Raw genomic sequence first — 18,163 nt, 5'->3', positions numbered from 1 at the left:
CCAAAGCCCCGTTTCACATGGACTTGATTGCCGCTTGGCAGCCGTCAAGCAAACCTGCGTAGGCCTGAGTCGGAGGTTTTGTTCTGGATTTGGGGTGGGGCTGCCAGTCGAGCTGACTGTCTGGCAGGCGTTCGAATACGCGGCGGGTGAGAATTATTTCCCGGTCCAGGGCATGGAGCAGGGTGGGAGCCGGGGCGATGTTGGGAGCGGGCTGGCACATAGGTGGGCTGTGAGAGTGAAATCTCGGTTTCGTCCGCTGCCGTGGGGTGCTCGTGCACCCAGCCGTACTGGTGTTTGCTATCCCATACTTGGCGCGCCGCGACGGGGGCAAAACGTACTACGGCCGTTTGGTGGGCCAGCGGGCAGCTTGCTTTTGCCAGTACTGTTGCAAGGTTTCGGGGTGGGGCGCGAAGGTGTCGTCACTCAGTTGTAAATGCACAATGCGGTCGAGCCGGAAGTCGTGGAACTCTTGGCAGCCGGCAATATGCCACCACGTGCCAGTACCGATCCAGGTACACGCCGATAGGCTTAATGGTGCGTTCGATGGTGGCTCCCGAATAGCCCATCTGGTAGTGGGGTGCACCACGCGCCGGGTGTCCGCGGCCGTTAGGTTAGGTTGGGCTGGCGGAGCACGGCCCGCAGTTTGTCCACAGCCGCCGTGGTTTGGGCGGTGGTGTCATCGGTGAAGCGAGCAGTTAATTTTTTGCCATCAGCAGGGCTATGGCTTCTTCGCGGGTAAACCGGCTTCTTCCAGAGTGCGCAGGCTCACGCCAAACTGTTCGGCTAGGGCAGGGCCCCGCACCACGCGCTTGCTTTGCAACTGTATTAAGATCGATTCATAATATGGAAGGGAAACGTGACGACGAAAGTGGAATCGATGGCGTTATTTCCGGTCAATTCCAAAGGATTGAAAAAAGCTTACTTAACATAATATAAATTATAAGACAAATATAAAATTAAGTTTTGGTCGTCTACATGCTGGTGTATTTTACAAGCTTAGCTTGATTACCGGATTTGGGCAGGCATTGGTTTGAGCTTGTTTTAGCAAATTTATGTGACTGTATCCAAGGTATCCTGGCGAGCCTGTTAGAGCGTTGAAACAACCTGTTTCCAGTGACTTGGTTGGCATAAGCGAAACGTTCGGCATTGGTCATGGCAGCGACACGATTTGGTTCTTCATGTTCCACTCATATTGAGTGCGAGTCAAAGTGACACTCTAAGGCTCATACTATCGGTTGACAAAGTTTGTGCATTTGTTTATGGTCATGTGTGGACCCACCACCGCGCTGGCGGAACTCGCAAACAAACGGACTGTAAGCTTATGGGCGCTGCTTTGGTGGACGGATGACGAATTGCACTTGTTGCTTAGGACCTGCCGTCACGACACGTCGCAGGTCCTGATGTTGCTTGAGACACTCACGCTGGCTCGGTGCGGGTTGTAGCTATGGATCTTATGCTGTTATCTGTTCCTAACTGGTTCTCTATCTACTATGATGTGGTAAGCTTAGTATCCCATAGTTTTAAAGATCCTTTTTAAAGATCCTTCCTGGTTGTGTCTTCTCATCCGCATTTCAAAGTACATAAAAGTAAAAAAATTTAGTATCAATTATGTGCTGTTATTTACTTTGAAATGCCAAAGCACCTCTCTCCTGCCCTTATCTCTTATGCAGCACAAAACATCTTTGTAACTTTAGCGGCTTTTGTCGCATAAGCTTCTGAGTAGCTTTTACTCTTTTGTGATAGTCTAATACTAACGGGATTGCGAACTACTTCAAGTATACTTGCTCATTTTTAATCGAAAGCAGTCTACTAGTATAATATCAATCCAGGCAATAGGTCGCCTTAGTACATAAAAGCATAAAATCACTTATCGATTTATGCTTTTATGTACTTTATTTTAAACCTTAATTTTTTTAACCCGTACCCCATATACTTGTACCGTCGACCGTACAGCACTTCCCTTATACTATGCCCAAACTTATAGACTATCCCCGCACAACCTACGCAAGCGCTTGGGAATTAGCTGAAGTAATCGACGATACCGGTGGGAAATGTGCCATCGAAACAGCAGCTCGAAAGCTTAATCGCAAGGTGAGTGGCTCTTTTAAAGCCATCATTGGCTCTGCGGTAAAGTTTGGGCTCCTCACCAGCAAGCGCGATTTGCTCACGTCCACTACGCTATTTAAGCGCATCAAGCATGCTTATGATAAGCAAGAGGAACTCGTGTTTCACCGCGAAGCTTTCCTTACCCCACCCCTTTTCACCCAACTATGCCGAAAATTTCGCTCCAGAGAGCTGCCTGTCCAGATGCTGGACGTAATGCTCATCCGCGAATTCGGCGTAGAAGAAATCAACGCCCAGGGCGTGGCAAAGGCCTTCGTGGAAGGGTGCCGGATGGTGGGCCTCCTGGATGAGCGAAATATCATTGCCGATATCGACGCACTGGCAGCTCAGCAGTCGCCCCGACGAGAGCTTGCGAGCCCCCAACCAACCGTTAACACCTTCCGAAAAGAGCCTATTGAACTCACTAGTGGCTCAGCCGGGATCACTCCCTCTATAGCAGCCACGTCCTTAACCTCACCCGAGCTTAATCCAACATTAGCTCCGGGGCCCCTCACCTCATCCACTCTTCGCCCCCCAGCTACGCCCACCAGCCAGCCGGGTAACTCTGATGCCATTGCCAGCTTATTCGGCCTGTTAGGAGATATCCCCAAGTCAGCCGAACCAGAAAGCTCCCAACCAGAACCCAAAGCATTAACTCAACCAGAAACAGTAACGAAGCCACCAGCACCAGTTACGTCAGCACCACTGCCGACGCCAACTCAGGCGGTAACGCCACCATTAGCCCCCTTACCAACAACCCCGGCATACCAAATTCAGGTCAGCGGGCCAGGCGTGAACACCACCTTATCCATTACTGAAGAAGAGGATATTAGCATAGCCCTGGCCCTACTCGAAAAAATCCGAAGGCAACTAAAGGCTTAAAGCCAAAGCTTCGCGATTATAGCGTGAAACTTAACCCCAAACAGCACGTCGATGGCCATAGGTAAATCCATCAGGTCATGAACCTTGGCCACACCGGCCAAGCCGAGGGCCGCATCGTTGAACTCGGGTAGTTGGCCGCGGTCAGGTACTTGTTGCGTAGGCGACGAATCTGGTTTGTGGTTTTCCCAGCTCCTGCCAGGTCTCCGCCGCTTCAAATTTTTCGGGATAGTTGTTGAGGGCCTCAACGATGTTTGCTGCATAGTTGAATTTATTGGTCAGCATCCCCAGGAATCGTAGCACACTAAAAGGCAATTTCACGACTTTGATTTGGGCTTTAGTATAGTTGCTCGCAAAGATGCGGGCCGCCTCATCCGCGGTATACCCATCTGGCCCCTGCACTACGTATTCGCTATTTCCGTGGTCGCGCTCAAAGGCTTTTACTACTTGTTTTCCGTAGTCGCTACCGGCTATTAAAAACATGGGGTATTTTGACGTGCCCGCAAGATTAAGCTTATTTCCCTGGCGGTAAGCACCTTTGTCGAAGTTTTCCATAAACGTAGATGGGTAAAATATAGCGTAGGCTATCCCACTTCCTTTTATCGCCTTAACGGCTTGCTGCTTCACGTCAAAAGCCCACCAGTTAAATCCATTCTGCCCCTGATAGCGATGAACTAAGGACGATAAGTACCCAATCCGATGAATGGTTGATTTTTTGGCAGCTTCAATAAGATGCTGAAGGCCCTCTCTCTCCGGTTGAAAATCTTTCTCACTGCTGGAGGGGTCTACCGATAAGTTCAGGTACAACCCCTCCTGCCCTTCGAGCAACCGCTCGATACTGCCTTTATCTTCTAGGTTCCCTTGAACAATCCTAGCTGGTGCATTCAAAACCTTTTTAGCTTTCTCGGCATCCCTGGCTAGTATCGTTACTTCAAAACCAGCCTGCACAAATTCCTTGGTCACTGGCTGGCCTAGCATCCCCGTTGCACCGACTATGGCTATCTTTCTCATGGTTATCAGATTAGTCAGGGCAAAACTACCTACATTTATAATCCACTGCTAAAAAGCAGGGTACTGATATTTTTGTAAGTAGGTATGAAGAAACAATACAAGTCACTCTATCCACGGAATGTAGCTGTCGAACAAGGCCGCCCGTTGAATTACTGCGGTATCCGATGCTGTTTGGAAGTACTCGGTGGCAAGTGGAAGTTGCTGATCATCGCCGAGCTATTCGGCGGAACAAGGCGCTATTCCGTTTTGAAAAGGGCCATTCCTGAGATAAGCGAAAAAATGCTCATTAGTTCGTTACAGGAGCTAGAGTTCCACGCGATTGTGGTCCGTAAAGTGGTGGAAGCAGTCCCTCCGCAAGTCGAGTATTCCTTGTCAGCGTACGGGCAATCAGTAAGCCCGGTGTTAGAAACCTTACTTGGCTGGGGAGAGGGTCACATCTCACAATATAGTGACAAAATTTTCAATTAGGGAAGGCTCAGCACGGTTGATCAAGACAGCACCGAATAGCAGATAAAGTATTGTCTATTTGAATTTACTTTTCCGTAAGGTGCCTGGTGTTCGGCAGCCGGTGACGTTCTTGTAAAACACTAATAACCTCAGCCATTGGTACGCCAGCGGCCACGAGTAGTACCAGCAAGTGGTAGAGTAAATCAGCCACTTCGCCCGGCAAGCTGTCACGGTGCCCAGCTACGGCGTCGATTACGGTTTCTACGGCCTCCTCTCCTACTTTTTGGGCAATTTTCGGCATTCCCTTCTTGAATAACGAGACCGTATAAGAAGTCGGAGCCCGCTCCGGAAACTGCTGCCGCTCCACAATCAATCGTTCCAGGGCCGCCAGAAAGCCAACGGGTGCGGCGGGCGACTGAGCCTGCTGCGGCTGGTCAAAGCAGCTTACGGTACCGCGGTGGCAAGTGGGCCCGGCCGGTAGCGCGCGCACCAGCACCGTGTCGGCATCGCAATCGACGTGCAAGCTGACTACTTTAAGGTGGTTGCCGCTGGTTTCGCCTTTGAGCCACAAGCAGTTCCTAGATCGCGAGAAAAACGTAACCCGCCCCTCCTGCTGGGTCCGCGCCCAGGCTTCCTCGTTCATATAGCCCAACATGAGCACCTGGCCGGTATCAGCATCCTGCACAATAGCCGGAATCAGGCCGGTAAGAGCATCGAAACGTAATGCAGCGGTAATGGAAAAGGCGGGCGTCATTAGCAAGCAGTATTAGTGGGTTACAGGCCCTTTAGGCAGCCAGGCATGCGACTGGCCGAAGACAAACAAGTAACAAAAGTCGACCGGGATAACTACAGCCGAACCGGAATGCCGGCCAGGTGCAGGTAGTGCTTAAGAGTGGGAATGGCCGTTTCGTTGAAATGAAAGATACTGGCAGCCAAGGCGGCATCGGCCCCGCCGGCTCGGAAAACAGCCGTAAAATCGGCCGGTTGCCCCGCCCCGCCCGAAGCGATTACGGGCACTGAAACGGCCTCGCTCACCGCCTGCGTTAAATCCAGCGCGAAGCCGGATTTAGTGCCGTCGTGGCTCATGGAAGTCAACAACAGCTCGCCCGCCCCTAAACTGGCGGCTTCCCGACACCAGGCCACGGCTTCACGACCAGTCGCTACCGTGCCGGCCCGCGTCATTATCTGCCATTGGCCTTCGACTAGCCGCGCGTCGACGGCTACTACCACGCACTGCGAGCCAAACCGCTGGGCCAGCTCATGGATAAGTTCGGGACGGGCCAAGGCGGCCGAATTAATCGATACTTTATCGGCGCCGCTCAGCAGCAAGGCTTCGACATCGGCCACCGTACTGATGCCGCCGCCTACCGTGAACGGGATATCGAGTACCCGGGCAACATCACGCACCAGCTCGGTGAGCGGCTGCCGGCGCTGATTGGTGGCAGTGATGTCGAGAAACACCAACTCGTCGGCACCTTCCCGGGCGTAGCGGGCTGCCAACGCGACGGGGTCGCCGGCATCGCGCAGGCCCTCGAACTGAACGCCTTTCACGGTGCGCCCGTCGCGGACGTCGAGGCAGGGAATGAGTCTTTTTTTGACCACGGAAGTGTTGAAGGTTTTGCGTAATGAGGTAAACTGAGGATAGCGCCACCCAGCCGGGAACCAGCCGCTGCGCAGGCTTTACAGGAAAGGCCGCAGATCCGGTAATGCAATCGTGCCTTCGTACAGCGCCTTGCCAATAATGGCCCCGTACATCCCGGCTTCGGCCAATGCTTCCAGGTCGGCCACGGTGGTGACGCCGCCACTGGCAATGAAGCGGGCGCTGGGGAACTGCTGCACCAGGGTTTTGTAGGTGGCCAGCGACGGGCCTTGCAGCAGCCCGTCCTTACTCACGTCGGTGCAGATAAAAGTCGTGCCTCCGGCCGCCAAATAGCTCGCAATGAAACCAGCCAGGGTTAAGAGACTTTGCTCGGCCCAGGCATTCACCATGATGTGCTCGCCCTTGAAATCGGCCCCCAGAAAGACGGTATCAGCCCCGTACTGCGACAGCCAGGCGTGGACCGTGGCGGGCTCGCGCACGGCCAGGCTGCCGGCCGTGACGTGAGCCGCACCAGCATTCAGCACCCGGGTGAGCGCCGCCTGGGTTTGAATACCGCCCCCCGCGTCGATGTCGAGCGTGGTTTGCCGGGCAATGGCTTCGAGCACGGCCAGGTTCACCGGCTGGCCGGCGCGGGCTCCGTCGAGGTCCACCAGGTGCAGCCGGCGCAGGCCGGCGTCCGCAAAGCGCCGGGCGACGGCGACGGGGTCGGAATCGTAAGTAGTCTGGCGAGCAAAGTCACCGGCGCTCAGCCGGACGCAGTGGCCGTTTACCAGGTCGATGGCGGGAATAATTTCCACAGGATACGCAAAAAAAGAACCTACAAATCGAGAAAATTGGCCAGTATACGGGTTCCGACCGCCCCACTCTTCTCCGTGTGGAACTGGACGCCGTGAAAATTGCCGTGTTGCACCGCCGCGCTAAACGGGGCTGGGTGCAAGGCCTGGGCCGTGGTGTACTCTCCCACCGGGGCATAATAGCTATGCACAAAGTATACGTGATCAGCCGCGCTGACCCCGGCAAACAAGGGCCCGCGCAGGGCCTGCAGGTTGTTCCACCCCATGTGCGGGACCTTGTGGGCAGCATCGGGCACGAAGCGCTGCACCGTGAATGGCAGGAGGCCCAGTAAAGAAGTATTATTCTCTTCACTGTGTTGCCCGAGCAGCTGCATACCCAGACAAATGCCCAGAAAGGGCTGCGTGAGCGTAGGCAGCACCACATCGAGGCCGGCCGCCCGCAGGGCTTGCATCGCGGATGACGCTTCTCCTTCGCCGGGGAACAGCACTTTGTCTGCTTTCCGTAAAGCTTCGGGGTCGGCGGTCAGGGTCGGCTGTACTCCTAGCCGCTCCAGGGCAAACAGCACGGACTGAACGTTGCCTCCCTTATAATCTACAACTGCAATCTCCATAAGGTAATCTATATTTATTCATTTGGGAAATGGCAGTACTACACAAACTCATTCCCTTTATTGTACATTTGGATAAAAAAGATCGTTCGGCCCTATTCCTAGAGAATACCTTTTGTGCTGGGAATGGCTGAGGAGTTATCCCGCTGCAAGGCCATCTTGATGGATTTGGCGACCGCTTTGAAGATGGCTTCGATTTTGTGGTGTTCGTTATCGCCGGTACACGAAATGTTAAGAGTTGCGCGGGAGTTGTCAGTGAACGACTTAAAGAAGTGAAAAAACAGTTCCGTGGGTAAGTCCCCTACCCGCTCGCGGCGGAATTCTGCGTTCCAAACCAGCCAGGGACGCCCCGAGAAGTCGATGGCTGCCTGAGCCAGGGCCTCATCCATGGGCAACAGAAACCCGTAGCGCGCCAGGCCCCGCTTATCGCCCAGCGCCTGGGCAAAGGCCGTCCCCAGGGCCAGGGCGGTATCCTCTACGGTGTGGTGCTCGTCAATGTGTAAATCACCTTTTACACTTATGGATAAATCAACACCGCTGTGCCGGCCGAGCTGTTCGAGCATATGATCGAAGAAACCCAAGCCGGTGTGAATGTCGGTTTGGCCGGTTCCATCCAGGTTCAGGCGAATCGCGATTTGGGTTTCGTTGGTATTACGCTCCATCACGGCTACCCGGGCCGGGTAGCGCAAATGCTGGTAGATGGCTTCCCAGCTGGTAGTGGTAAGGGCCGCCCGGGAGTCGGGCTCCTCTCCTATCAGAATAGCCTGGCTGCCGAGGTTAGCCGCCAGCTCCACATCGGTGAGCCGGTCACCGATGACGTACGAGCTCGCCAGGTCATAGTCGTTGGCGGGTTCGAGGTAGCGGCCGAGCAGGCCGGTGCCGGGCTTACGGGTGGGCAGGCCCTCGTGCGGGAAGCTGCGGTCGATGTGTTCGGCCGCGAAATGAATGCCCTCGCCGGCCAGGATGTCAAGCATGAGCCGATGTGCCGGCCAAAAGGTGTCTTCGGGGAAGCTCGCCGTGCCCAAGCCGTCCTGGTTAGTTACCAGCACTAATTCGTACTCGGGCAGCTCGCGGGCAATGCGGGCCAGGGCGCTGATGCAGCCGGGCAGAAAGGCAAACTTCTCCAGGCTGTCGACTTGCTGGCTGGGCTGGGGTTCCACGAGGATGGTGCCGTCGCGGTCAATAAACAGGGCCTTCTTCACTTCAATGGGATTAAGTTATTGGGAGCCGGGTGCCGGTGGTCAGCGGAATACGGAATCCCGATTACCAACCCCGAACCCGGGAATGTTCAGGGCACAACCGTTGCCTCGGCGGCGAGTTCGGTTTGAATTTCCGTCAGAGCGTCCAGTAGCCGGGCATTTTCGGTCGCAGTTCCCACGGTCAGGCGCAGGCAGCCGGCGCAGCCAGGCTGGGTGGTACGGTTGCGCACCACGATGCCCCGCGCCCGCAGCTGCTGATACACGGCCGTCGCATCGACGGTAAAGCGCACGAGCAGAAAATTGGCGTCCGAAGGGAAAACGTGGGCCACAAAAGACAGCCGCGGCAGCCGCTCAGCCAGCCACGCGCGACCGCTCAGCAGCTCGGCCCGCAGCTCAGGCAGGCGCGGAGCGGCGGCCAACGCCGCCAACGCATGCGCTTGGGTGGCTGCCGAAATGTTGTAGGGGGGCTTGATTTTATCGAAGTAGGCAATAAGGGCCGGCGCGGCGTACGCCACGCCCAGCCGCAGCCCCGCCAGGCCCCAGGCTTTGGAGAAGGTTTGCAGCACCACCAGGCGCGGAAACTCGCCCAAGCGGGTGGTCCAGCTCGGTGCATTCGCGAAGTCGGCATAGGCTTCATCCACCACGACCAGCCCTTTGAACGTCCGCAGAATGGTGGTTACGGCCGCCTCCGCCAGTAAATTGCCGGTGGGGTTGTTGGGCGAACACAGGAATACCAGCTTGGCCGCCGATGCCGCCAGCACCTCGGCCGCATTAGCCGGCAGCTGAAAATCGGGCGTGAGCGGCAGCCGCTCAACCCGTACGTCGTTGAGGTTGGCCGCAACCTCGTACATGCCGTAGGTGGGCGGACACACGACCAGCGCATCCTGCCCGGGTGTGCACGTAAGGCGCACCAGCAGGTCGATGGCCTCGTCGGACCCGTTGCCCAGAAAGATATTGGCCGGGGAAACGCCCTTGAGCCGGGCCAACTCGGCCTTGATGGCGCGCTGGTGGGGGTCGGGATAGCGGCTAAAATCAGCCGGGCCCACCGACCCCAGGCTGTTTTCGTTGGCGTCGAGCATAACCGGCGCCAGGCCCTCAAACTCATCGCGGGCCGAAGAATACGGCTGCATGCGCTCTATGCTGGGGCGAATCAGACCCGCGTACGGACTGGCCGCTTCGGCTGGGGCTGATTGCGGAGCGGGCATAGCGGCGTCCTCCCCCGAACGGCCACCGGCCTGCTGAGCGGCGAGCCGCAGCGAGACGGCCCGGGCGTGGGCGGTCAGCCCTTCGGCGGCGGCCATAGCCTCTACCACCGGACCAATGGCTTGCAGGCCCACCGCCGACAGGCGCTGAAAGGTGATGTTTTTGACGAACGAGGCGAGCGACACGCCGCTATACTGCCGGGCATACCCGCCGGTGGGCAGCGTGTGGTTGGTGCCCGAGGCATAGTCGCCCACCGCCTCCGGCGTCAGGTGACCCAGAAATACCGAGCCCGCGTTGGTTACCTGGGGGGCCAGGGTCTCAGCGGCATCGGTGGCCAGGATGAGGTGTTCGGGCGCGTACTGGTTGGAGAACGCCAGCATGGCGGCCGGGTCCGGCAACAGCACCGCCCGGCTGTTGGCCAGGGCCTGGGCGGCCACGGCACGGCGCGGCAGGGCGGCCAGCTGCAGTTCGAGCTCCGCCTGCACCTGCTCCACGACGCTGAGTGAATCGCTGAGCAGCACGACCTGCGAATCGGGCCCGTGCTCGGCCTGCGACAACAAATCAGCCGCTACGAAAGCGGGGTTGGCGCTGGCGTCGGCGATGACCAGCACTTCGGAGGGCCCCGCGGGCATGTCGATGGCCACACCGTACTCGGCGGCGGCCAGCTGTTTGGCGGCCGTCACGTAGCGGTTGCCCGGGCCAAAGATTTTATCGACGGCCGGCACGCTCGCCGTGCCCAGGGCCAGGGCGGCGACGGCCTGGGCCCCACCGGCTTTCACCACCGTGGTAATTCCCAGCAGCTGGGCAACAAACAAAATCACCGGGCTCACGGAGCCATCGGGCTGGGGCGGGGTGCACACCACCACCTGGGGGCAGCCGGCCAGGCGGGCGGGGACGCCCAGCATCAGCAGGGTGCTGAACAGCGGGGCCGAGCCGCCGGGCACGTACAGGCCCACGCGCTGCACCGGCACCGCCCGGCGCGAGCAGACCACTCCGGGCATGGTTTCGACCCGCAGCTCGGGCTCGCGCTGGGCGGCGTGGAAGGCTTCGATGTTGGCCCGGGCCTGGCGAATGGCCGCTTGCAGGTCGGCGGGCACTTGAGCCGCGGCGGCCGCCAGCTCGGCTTCCGACACCAGCAGGCTGGTGAGCGGGGCCTGGTCGAGCTCGGCAGCCAGGGCCAGCAGGGCCGCATCGCCACCCTCGCGTACCTGGGCAAAAATGGCGCGCACCCGGTCGGCTACCTGGGACGCTTCGCCCGCGGCCGGGCGCTGCTGCAGCGCGGGCCAGGTGCGGGGGTCGGGGTAAGAAAACAGCTGCATGGCGAACCGGGCTAAGCAATCATTTTTTCAATGGGCAGCACCAGGATGCCCTCGGCCCCGACGGCTTTGAGCTGGCTGGTGATGTGCCAGAATTCGTCTTCCTGCACCACCGACTGCACCGATACCCACCCCGCCTCGGCCAGGGGCGTGACAGTGGGCGACTTGATGCCGGGGAGCAGGCGGCGCACTTCGTCCAGGGCCGTCAGCGGGGCGTTCAGCACGATGTATTTGTTGCGCTTGGCCCGGCGAACTGCCTGCATGCGAAACCGCAGCTGCTCCAGCAGGTCGGCTTGCTCAGCGGATAAGCCGGGCTGGGCAATGAGCACCGCTTCGGAACGAAACACGGTTTCGACCTCGCGCAGGCCGTTGCCGAGCAGTGTAGAGCCGCTGCTCACAATGTCGCAGATGGCCTCGGCCAGGCCGATGCTGGGCGCAATCTCCACCGAGCCGCTGATGGTGTGCAAGTGCGCCTGCACGCCGTGCTCGGCCAAGTAACGACCCAGAATGTTCGGGTACGAGGTGGCGATGTTCTTGCCCTGCAGGGCCGCCACCGAAGGATAGGCGGCGGCGCGCGGCACGGCCAGGCTCAGGCGGCACTTGCTGAAGCCGAGGGCTTCCACCTCCAGGCCTGGGAAACCGGCCTCGACCAGGACGTTCTGGCCAACAATGCCCAGGTCGGCCACGCCATCCTGCACGTAGCCGGGAATGTCGTCGTCGCGCAGAAACAGGATTTCGAGCGGAAAATTGGTGGCTTCGGTTTTGAGCTTATAGGAGCTGCTGATGAAGTTGATGCCGCATTCACGAATGAGGGCGAGCGAGTCCTCGCTGAGGCGACCGGACTTTTGAATGGCTAATCGGAGCATGAAAAGGGTAAGAGGCGGGCCGGGCCCGGCAAAGAGCCCCACTAAATTCCGCGCGGCGGGGGATGACGGCAGAATTTCCCGGAATGGTAAGACGTGAAGTCCGGCGCTACTGCTCACCGGACGGCGGCGGTGGAGGCGCGAGCGGCCGGGGCCAGCTTAGCAGCCCCCGGCGCACAGCCCGGCCTCCCCCAGATGGTGGTGATGGTGAGAAGCACCCACGCCAACGACCCGACCCGCGGCCAGACGGAAGGCCCGAGGGGTCGTAACAGCCAAAGTAAATAAGCGAGCCAATCGGGTCATGGAGGGCAAAGGTAGGACAGAAAACCAAACGGCCAGCAGCTAACCGGCCCTTTTCGGTTTGCCGCACGATTACCGATGAGGCTAGTGAAAAGTTTACTCAGGCGGCAATAATTTTCAGCGCCGCCCGTACTTGCGCTAAAAAACGGGAGATGTCGAGCCTGCTTACTTTTCTAAATTCGGTGCAGCCCTTAGGCGAGGAACTGCGGACGGCCATTTTGCAAAGAACCGTCCGGGAGTACTTGCCCGCCCGCACGCTGCTGCTGGCCCCGGGCAAAGTGGCGCGGCAAGTATACTTCCTTGAAACCGGACTGGTGCGGGGCTACACGCTGCTGCACGGCCGCGAAATCTCCTCCTGGTTTATGCAAGCAGGCGATTTTGTCATCTCCATTGTCAGCTTCCTCACGCAGCAACCTTCCGAAGAATACCTGGAATTGTTGGAGCCCGCCGTGGTACACTCCATTACGTACGACCAACTGCAAGCGCTGTACCACGACTTCCCCGAATTCAACTTCATCGGCCGGCGGCTGATTGAGAAATACTACGTGCTGAGTGAACAGCGGGCCCAGCACCTGCGCTCGCGCACGGCCATTGAGCGCTACGAGCTGCTCTTGCAGGACTTTCCCTCGGTGTTTCAGCGGGTGGCGGTGCAACACATTGCTTCCCACCTGGGCATGGCCCCGGAAACCCTGAGCCGGCTACGGAACAAGCCCGCTTAAGGCTCCCGGCCGGAACCGAATATGACAATTATCAGGAAAATGGCCGGGGCTGGCCGGCACCTTTGGGGTATTGTTTCACCCCTTAAACTTTAGGCCATGCTCCCCCTTATTTTCGCCGTATTCGTCGGCTGTTTTCTGCTCGAACGCCTTTTCCCGGGCTGGAAGCTACCGGCCGTCCCCACTTGGACCATCCGGGTGCTGGCCGTTAATCTGCTGCAATTGCTGGTGGTCGTCGTGGCCGGTTTCAGTTGGGAGAAGTGGCTGTCGGCGTATTCGCTGTTTCACTTGTCGCGGCACGTGCCGGCCTGGGCCGGGGGCCTGCTGGCGTATTTCGTGGCTACGTTCGTGTTCTACTGGTGGCACCGCTGGCGCCATACGGTCGATTTCCTGTGGCAGCACTTCCACCAAATTCATCACAGCCCCCAGCGCATCGAAGTCATTACTTCTTTCTATAAGCACCCGCTGGAGATGACGGTCAATTCCATTATTGGGGGCTTGCTCATTTACACCCTGCTAGGCCTGAGCCCGGAGGCCGGGGCCATTTATACGCTCTGTACGGCCCTGGGCGAGTTTTTTTACCACACCAACGTCCGCACGCCCCGCTGGGTGGGCTACATTTTTCAGCGGCCCGAAATGCATCGCATTCACCACGAATACGAGAAGCACGCCAACAATTACGGCGATATTGTGTGGTGGGACATGCTCTTCGGCACCTACCACAACCCGGAAAAATTCACAACTTCCTGCGGCTTCGATACCCCTAAGGAGCTGCGCCTGCTCGACATGCTGCGCTTCCGCGACGTGCACAAAGACTAGCGCCCGGGGGTCAGAACCGGGCAATCAGCCGCAGGTTCACCACGCGCTGCGACAGGTAGCTGGGCACGGAGTACGTCACGCCGTTCACATCCTGCAGGTAGCTATATCCAGCCACATTGTTGGCGGCCAGCACGTTGAGAATCTCCAGGCCCAGCCATAGGCTTTCGAAGCTGTAGAAATGCGCTTTAACCGCATTGGCGTTCTTGAGGCCCACGACTTTGGAGAACCCTAAATCCACCCGCCGGTAGGTGGCTACCAGCGCGTTGGTCCCCCGCAAATCGGGCTGGTTGGGCGGGCTGAACGGCAGCCCGGTCCCCACGACCAGGTTTACGTAGCCGCGCACCGAAGGATTGTTGGGCATGTGGTCCTGGAAAAATATACCCACGTTCAGCCGCTGGTCCTGCGGACGGCGGATGAACCCCTTGGCTTGCCGGCTGATCAGGCGGCCATCCGCGTTGTAGGAGCTGCTGGAGTCCCCGTCCACGTTTTCGCGCGTGGTGAGCACGCCCAGACTAAACCAGGACTCGGCGCCCTTCACGAATTCGCCGCTCAACCGGGCGTCGAAGCCCGCCGCGTAGGCCCGGGCGTTGTTCTTGGCGAAATAACGCAGCCGCACGTTGTCGACGTCGTACGGCACTACGTCGGTCAGGTACTTGTAGTAGGCTTCGGCCGAGAACCGGAAGGGCCGGCCGTACTGCTGGAAGCTGATTTCCTTGCCCACGATGAAGTGGTACGAGCGCTGGGCCCGCAGCTCGGGGTTGAGGTAGGCCCGCTGCACCCCGAGCTGAATGGTTTGCTGGTCGCGGAGCTCGCGGTAGAACGGGGGCTGGTAATACACCCCGACCGCCGCCTTAAACGAGCGGTTGGGATGGCGCCGGCTGATTTGCGAGTACTGCACCCGCGGGCTAATGACGAGCTGGCCATTGGTAGTCCAGTAATGCGCGCGAACGCCGTAGGTCAGGGTGCGCAGCGTATCCAGGCTCCAGGTGTCTTGCACGAAGCCTTGGCTGCGCGTGCTGGTCAGGCCCAAGTCGGTGCGCAGCCGCAGCCGGCGGGCATCGGGCACGAAATCGGCCGAGTCGGCAAAGCTGTACTCGTCGAGGGTATCGTCAATTTTTTCGCGGCCGATTTTGGCGCCCCAGCGGACGGTATGCTCGCCGCCGGGCGTCCAGCGGCCGCGGGTTTCAGCGGTATAAATCTGGGCCTTTAGGAAGTTGCGCGAATGCTTAAACTGCGAGCCAATGTCGCGCTGGCGCACGGCCTGGTTGAAGTCGGGCGAGTTGGGGTCGCGGTTGATTTCAGCAAACGTGTACGCGGCTTCCACATCGCGAAACTCAAATTCCCGCGAAACCAGGGCCGAGCCCAGCACTTCCATCTGCAGCCGCGACGAGAAGTCGTGCTTCAGGCTCAGCCCACTCTGGTAAGTGTCGAACTGCATGCGCTCGCGGCCCGCGTAGCCAATAAAAACGCGGGTAAACTGGTTGAGGCCGGTCGAGAAAGTAGCCTGGCCGGTTTGCGGCGAGAAGCGGTAATCGTTGTGGGCCACCACGCCCAGCAGCCCGAGCGTAGTCCGCTGCAGGTCGTCCTTCGGGCCCAGGCCAATGGTTACGAAGGCCTGGGCGTCGTAGAACGTGGGGTTGTAGCCGCCCTGCGCCTGCTTCAGGGAGCTGAGCACGTACTGCGCGTTTTTATAGCGCACGCCAGCCAGGTAACTCACCCGGCCGTTGGCGGAGCGGGCCTCGGCGTGGGCCGCGCCGCCCACCAGGCTGCCCGTGAGCGAGGCGGCGAACTTCCGGGGCGTTTTGTACTCAATGCTCAGCACCGAGGCCAGCTTGTCGCCGTACTTCGGCTGCCAGCCGCCCGCGCTGAACTCTACCTGCTGCACTAAATCGGGGTTGATGAAGCTCAGTCCCTCCTGCTGCGCCGCGGTCACCAAGAACGGCCGGTACACCTCGAAGCCGTTGACGTACACCAGGTTCTCGTCGTAATTACCGCCGCGGACGTTGTACGTGCTGCTCAGCTCGTTATTAGATGCCACCCCGGGCAGCGTCTTCAGAATCGCATTGAAATCACCGAATGGCGAAGGAATTTCCTTGGCGGCCCGGGGGTCGATGCGCGTGATGCTGACTTGTTCGCGGGAATTCCCCTGCTCGGCCCGAGCAGTTACCCGCACGCCCCCCAGCGCCTTGGTATCCAAGCGCATGATCAGGCTTAAGGGCTTGGTGGCATCGGCCGGCAGCTTCAGCGGCACCCGCAGCGACAGGTAGCCCAGGCGCCGCACCACGAGCACGACGGCCTGTCCTAGCGGGGGCACCCGCACCGATAAGGAGAACGTACCGGCGGCGGTGGTATTAGCCCCGCCCGGCTGACCCTCCACTCCCACTACCGCCAGTTCCAACGGCTTGCCATTGGCATCACGCAGGGTGCCGCTGACGGTCACGACTTCCGCCGCGGGGGCCTCAAGAGAACCTGGCGTTTGGGCCGGCGCCGCTTGGGGGGTGAGCATTACCAACAGCGGCCACAAGGCCAAGGGTAGCGCGGGGGCCACGCGGCAACCCGTAATTTTGGAAAATGGCAACACAGGGGACGGGGGCGGCGTAACGAGTTGTTTCACGAGGCTTAAAACGTGTGAGCGCCGCGTCTATTGCTGACGGCTTGCCGCCGACAGGTTTGGCAAGCCGGCTTCCACTTCGTCCAGGTGCTTCCGCAGGCGGGCCAGCGTGGCCACCGGCCCTTCGGGGGCACTGAATACAAAGTTGCCGGCCACCAGCACGTCGGCGCCGGCTTCCACCAGCGGGCCCGCGTTGTCCAGGCTCACGCCGCCGTCGACCTCAATAAGCGCATCGGAGCCGGTATCGAGCAGCAGTTCCTTGAGCATGGCCACTTTCTTCAGGGTATTGGGAATGAAGGCCTGGCCCCCAAATCCGGGGTTTACCGACATTACCAGCACCACATCCAGGTCGGCGGCCAGGTCTTCGAGCAGCGCCACCGGCGTGTGCGGATTCAAGGCCACCCCGGCCCGGCAGCCCAGGTGCTTGATTTGCTGCACCACCCGGTGCAGGTGGGGGCAGGCTTCGTAGTGGACTGTGATGTTGGTAGCGCCCGCATCGCGAAAAGCGGCCAAGTAGTGCTGGGGCTCCTCAATCATCAGGTGCACGTCAATCGGCTGCTTGGCGTAGCGGGCCACGGCTTGCAGCACCGGCAAACCAAACGATATATTAGGAACGAAGCGGCCGTCCATGACGTCAAAATGCAGCCAGTCGGCGGCGCTGGTGGCCAGCCGCTCGGTTTCAGCTTGCAGATTGGCCAGGTCAGCGGCCAGAAATGAGGGGGCCAGCAGCGGGGCACGGCGAGTAGGATTCATGCGGACGAAGATACGGCCGAGGCGCCCTACCAGAACGCGTCCAGCCGGCGCCCCGGCTCTACTTTTGCGGCGGAGCAGCGGGCAGCCCCGGCTGGGTAGCCGCTCTCCGTTCCGCCTCGCCTCACGTTCCACTCCCCGTGCCCCACCTCGTTCCTCTGCTCATCCGCGGCATCAACAACCTTTCCGATGCGCGCTACTGCGCCGGCATGGGCGCCGATAAACTCACCTTCGTTCTCGACCCCGCCCTGCCCGGCTACCTCGACCCGAAAACCGTTAAGGAGCTGGCCGGCTGGGTGGCCGGCGTTGAGCTAATAGGTGAATTCGACCAGCTCAGCGCCCCTGAAATCAATGCTATAGCTACCGAGTGCGCGCTCGATGCCGTGCTCCTGCGGCGCCCGCGCCCAGCGGAGGAATTAGCCGAAATTGCCCCTCCCGTTTACCTAGAGCTGGCCGCGGAGTCCCGCTCCGCAGACTTTCTCTTTCCCCCTTCGGTAGCGGGGCTCGTGTTAGAATTACCTGAAGCGGCCGGACCGGCCACGCTGGGCTTAGTGGGTGAGCTGGCGGGCCGCGGGCCGCTGTGGTTGGGCACGGGCCTGCACCCGAGCCGAGCCCGTGACCTGGTCAGTCAATTCTCTTTAGCGGGCTTGGTGTTTCCCTCCGGCGACGAGGTGAAGCCCGGCCTGCGCGACTTCGACCAGCTCGAAGCCGTATTTGAAGCGCTGGAAATTGAATAGCTAGCTTTACTAGGTACCGATTATGTGATCACCCCGCTCATGATGCGGCACAGGGCCCTTTGGACCGCGAGCCACCACCCGACTTTGTGCTTGCCCCGGCCGACGAACGCCCACACCTCCCCCACTTCAAGGCTTCCGGTTTCCGGCGCTGGGCCTTTTCCGTCCGACGCGGCGGCAGCCGGAGCCAGACCAGCGCTACTTTAGCCG

Annotated in this window: 17 protein-coding genes; 6 read left to right on the top strand and 11 right to left on the bottom strand. The window is 59.4% G+C overall.

Translation table 11 applies throughout. The features are described from left to right. Positions 1 to 13: 13 nt before the first annotated feature. Entirely contained in the window at positions 14 to 220 is a 207-nt protein-coding gene (locus IC235_RS10885; RefSeq protein ID WP_191005205.1) for a hypothetical protein, read from the bottom strand. 1,748 nt (positions 221 to 1,968) lie between these two features. Between IC235_RS10885 and IC235_RS10875 the strand changes: the two genes are divergently transcribed. Beyond that, positions 1,969 to 2,985, top strand: coding sequence for a hypothetical protein (locus IC235_RS10875; RefSeq protein WP_191005203.1), 1,017 nt, complete (start codon positions 1,969 to 1,971; stop codon positions 2,983 to 2,985). A gap of 141 nt (positions 2,986 to 3,126) precedes the next feature. Here the strand turns inward: IC235_RS10875 and IC235_RS10870 are convergent, their stop codons facing one another. Beyond that, positions 3,127 to 3,993, bottom strand: a complete 867-nt coding sequence (locus tag IC235_RS10870) for an SDR family oxidoreductase (protein ID WP_191005202.1) — start codon at positions 3,991 to 3,993, stop codon at positions 3,127 to 3,129. Between the two features lie 84 nt (positions 3,994 to 4,077). On the opposite strand from IC235_RS10870, the gene IC235_RS10865 reads away from it, so the two are divergent. Then, positions 4,078 to 4,461 carry a winged helix-turn-helix transcriptional regulator gene (locus IC235_RS10865; protein ID WP_191005201.1) on the top strand — a complete coding sequence of 128 codons (384 nt, stop codon included), beginning with the start codon at positions 4,078 to 4,080 and terminating at the stop codon, positions 4,459 to 4,461. Positions 4,462 to 4,525: 64 nt separating this feature from the next. On the opposite strand, the gene hisIE is transcribed toward IC235_RS10865, so the two are convergent. The 7 genes from hisIE to hisG form a co-directional block, all read right to left on the bottom strand. After that, positions 4,526 to 5,194, bottom strand: a complete 669-nt coding sequence (gene hisIE, locus IC235_RS10860; protein ID WP_191005200.1) for a bifunctional phosphoribosyl-AMP cyclohydrolase/phosphoribosyl-ATP diphosphatase HisIE — start codon at positions 5,192 to 5,194, stop codon at positions 4,526 to 4,528. Positions 5,195 to 5,286: 92 nt separating this feature from the next. Beyond that, positions 5,287 to 6,042: an imidazole glycerol phosphate synthase subunit HisF gene (hisF, locus tag IC235_RS10855; protein WP_191005199.1), complete on the bottom strand. Its 756-nt coding sequence runs from the start codon at positions 6,040 to 6,042 to the stop codon at positions 5,287 to 5,289. Between the two features lie 78 nt (positions 6,043 to 6,120). After that, complete coding sequence (locus tag IC235_RS10850) at positions 6,121 to 6,837, bottom strand: 1-(5-phosphoribosyl)-5-[(5-phosphoribosylamino)methylideneamino]imidazole-4-carboxamide isomerase (protein WP_191005198.1); 717 nt, start codon at positions 6,835 to 6,837, stop codon at positions 6,121 to 6,123. Positions 6,838 to 6,857: 20 nt separating this feature from the next. Continuing rightward, on the bottom strand, positions 6,858 to 7,445 hold the full coding sequence (hisH, locus tag IC235_RS10845; RefSeq protein ID WP_191005197.1) for an imidazole glycerol phosphate synthase subunit HisH: 588 nt from the start codon (positions 7,443 to 7,445) through the stop codon (positions 6,858 to 6,860). Positions 7,446 to 7,543: 98 nt separating this feature from the next. After that, complete coding sequence (gene hisB, locus IC235_RS10840; protein ID WP_191005196.1) at positions 7,544 to 8,644, bottom strand: bifunctional histidinol-phosphatase/imidazoleglycerol-phosphate dehydratase HisB; 1,101 nt, start codon at positions 8,642 to 8,644, stop codon at positions 7,544 to 7,546. A gap of 86 nt (positions 8,645 to 8,730) precedes the next feature. After that, a complete protein-coding gene (hisD, locus tag IC235_RS22610; RefSeq protein WP_317173555.1) occupies positions 8,731 to 11,163 on the bottom strand; it encodes a histidinol dehydrogenase in 2,433 nt (810 codons plus the stop codon). Between the two features lie 11 nt (positions 11,164 to 11,174). Beyond that, positions 11,175 to 12,026, bottom strand: a complete 852-nt coding sequence (hisG, locus tag IC235_RS10825; RefSeq protein ID WP_191005195.1) for an ATP phosphoribosyltransferase — start codon at positions 12,024 to 12,026, stop codon at positions 11,175 to 11,177. Positions 12,027 to 12,119: 93 nt separating this feature from the next. Between hisG and IC235_RS10820 the strand changes: the two genes are divergently transcribed. The 3 genes from IC235_RS10820 to IC235_RS10810 all read left to right on the top strand — a co-directional run bounded on the left by IC235_RS10820 (position 12,120) and on the right by IC235_RS10810 (position 13,858). After that, entirely contained in the window at positions 12,120 to 12,308 is a 189-nt protein-coding gene (locus tag IC235_RS10820) for a hypothetical protein (RefSeq protein ID WP_191005194.1), read from the top strand. A 167-nt stretch (positions 12,309 to 12,475) separates the two neighbouring features. Continuing rightward, positions 12,476 to 13,042 (top strand): Crp/Fnr family transcriptional regulator, encoded by a 567-nt coding sequence (locus tag IC235_RS10815; protein WP_191005193.1) that lies wholly within the window; start codon positions 12,476 to 12,478, stop codon positions 13,040 to 13,042. 96 nt (positions 13,043 to 13,138) lie between these two features. Next, on the top strand, positions 13,139 to 13,858 hold the full coding sequence (locus tag IC235_RS10810) for a sterol desaturase family protein (RefSeq protein WP_191005192.1): 720 nt from the start codon (positions 13,139 to 13,141) through the stop codon (positions 13,856 to 13,858). A 10-nt stretch (positions 13,859 to 13,868) separates the two neighbouring features. Here the strand turns inward: IC235_RS10810 and IC235_RS10805 are convergent, their stop codons facing one another. Beyond that, the gene (locus tag IC235_RS10805; protein ID WP_317173554.1) at positions 13,869 to 16,439 is read right to left on the bottom strand and encodes a TonB-dependent receptor; all 2,571 of its coding nucleotides are present in this window, start codon (positions 16,437 to 16,439) and stop codon (positions 13,869 to 13,871) included. A 60-nt stretch (positions 16,440 to 16,499) separates the two neighbouring features. Beyond that, on the bottom strand, positions 16,500 to 17,222 hold the full coding sequence (rpe, locus tag IC235_RS10800; protein WP_191005191.1) for a ribulose-phosphate 3-epimerase: 723 nt from the start codon (positions 17,220 to 17,222) through the stop codon (positions 16,500 to 16,502). 137 nt (positions 17,223 to 17,359) lie between these two features. Between rpe and IC235_RS10795 the strand changes: the two genes are divergently transcribed. Then, a complete protein-coding gene (locus tag IC235_RS10795) occupies positions 17,360 to 17,956 on the top strand; it encodes a beta/alpha barrel domain-containing protein (RefSeq protein ID WP_191005190.1) in 597 nt (198 codons plus the stop codon). Positions 17,957 to 18,163: the final 207 nt, after the last annotated feature.

This window comes from Hymenobacter montanus (genome assembly GCF_014699115.1).
Lineage (GTDB): Bacteria > Bacteroidota > Bacteroidia > Cytophagales > Hymenobacteraceae > Hymenobacter > Hymenobacter montanus.
This window is presented reverse-complemented; position numbering and strand designations above follow the sequence as displayed.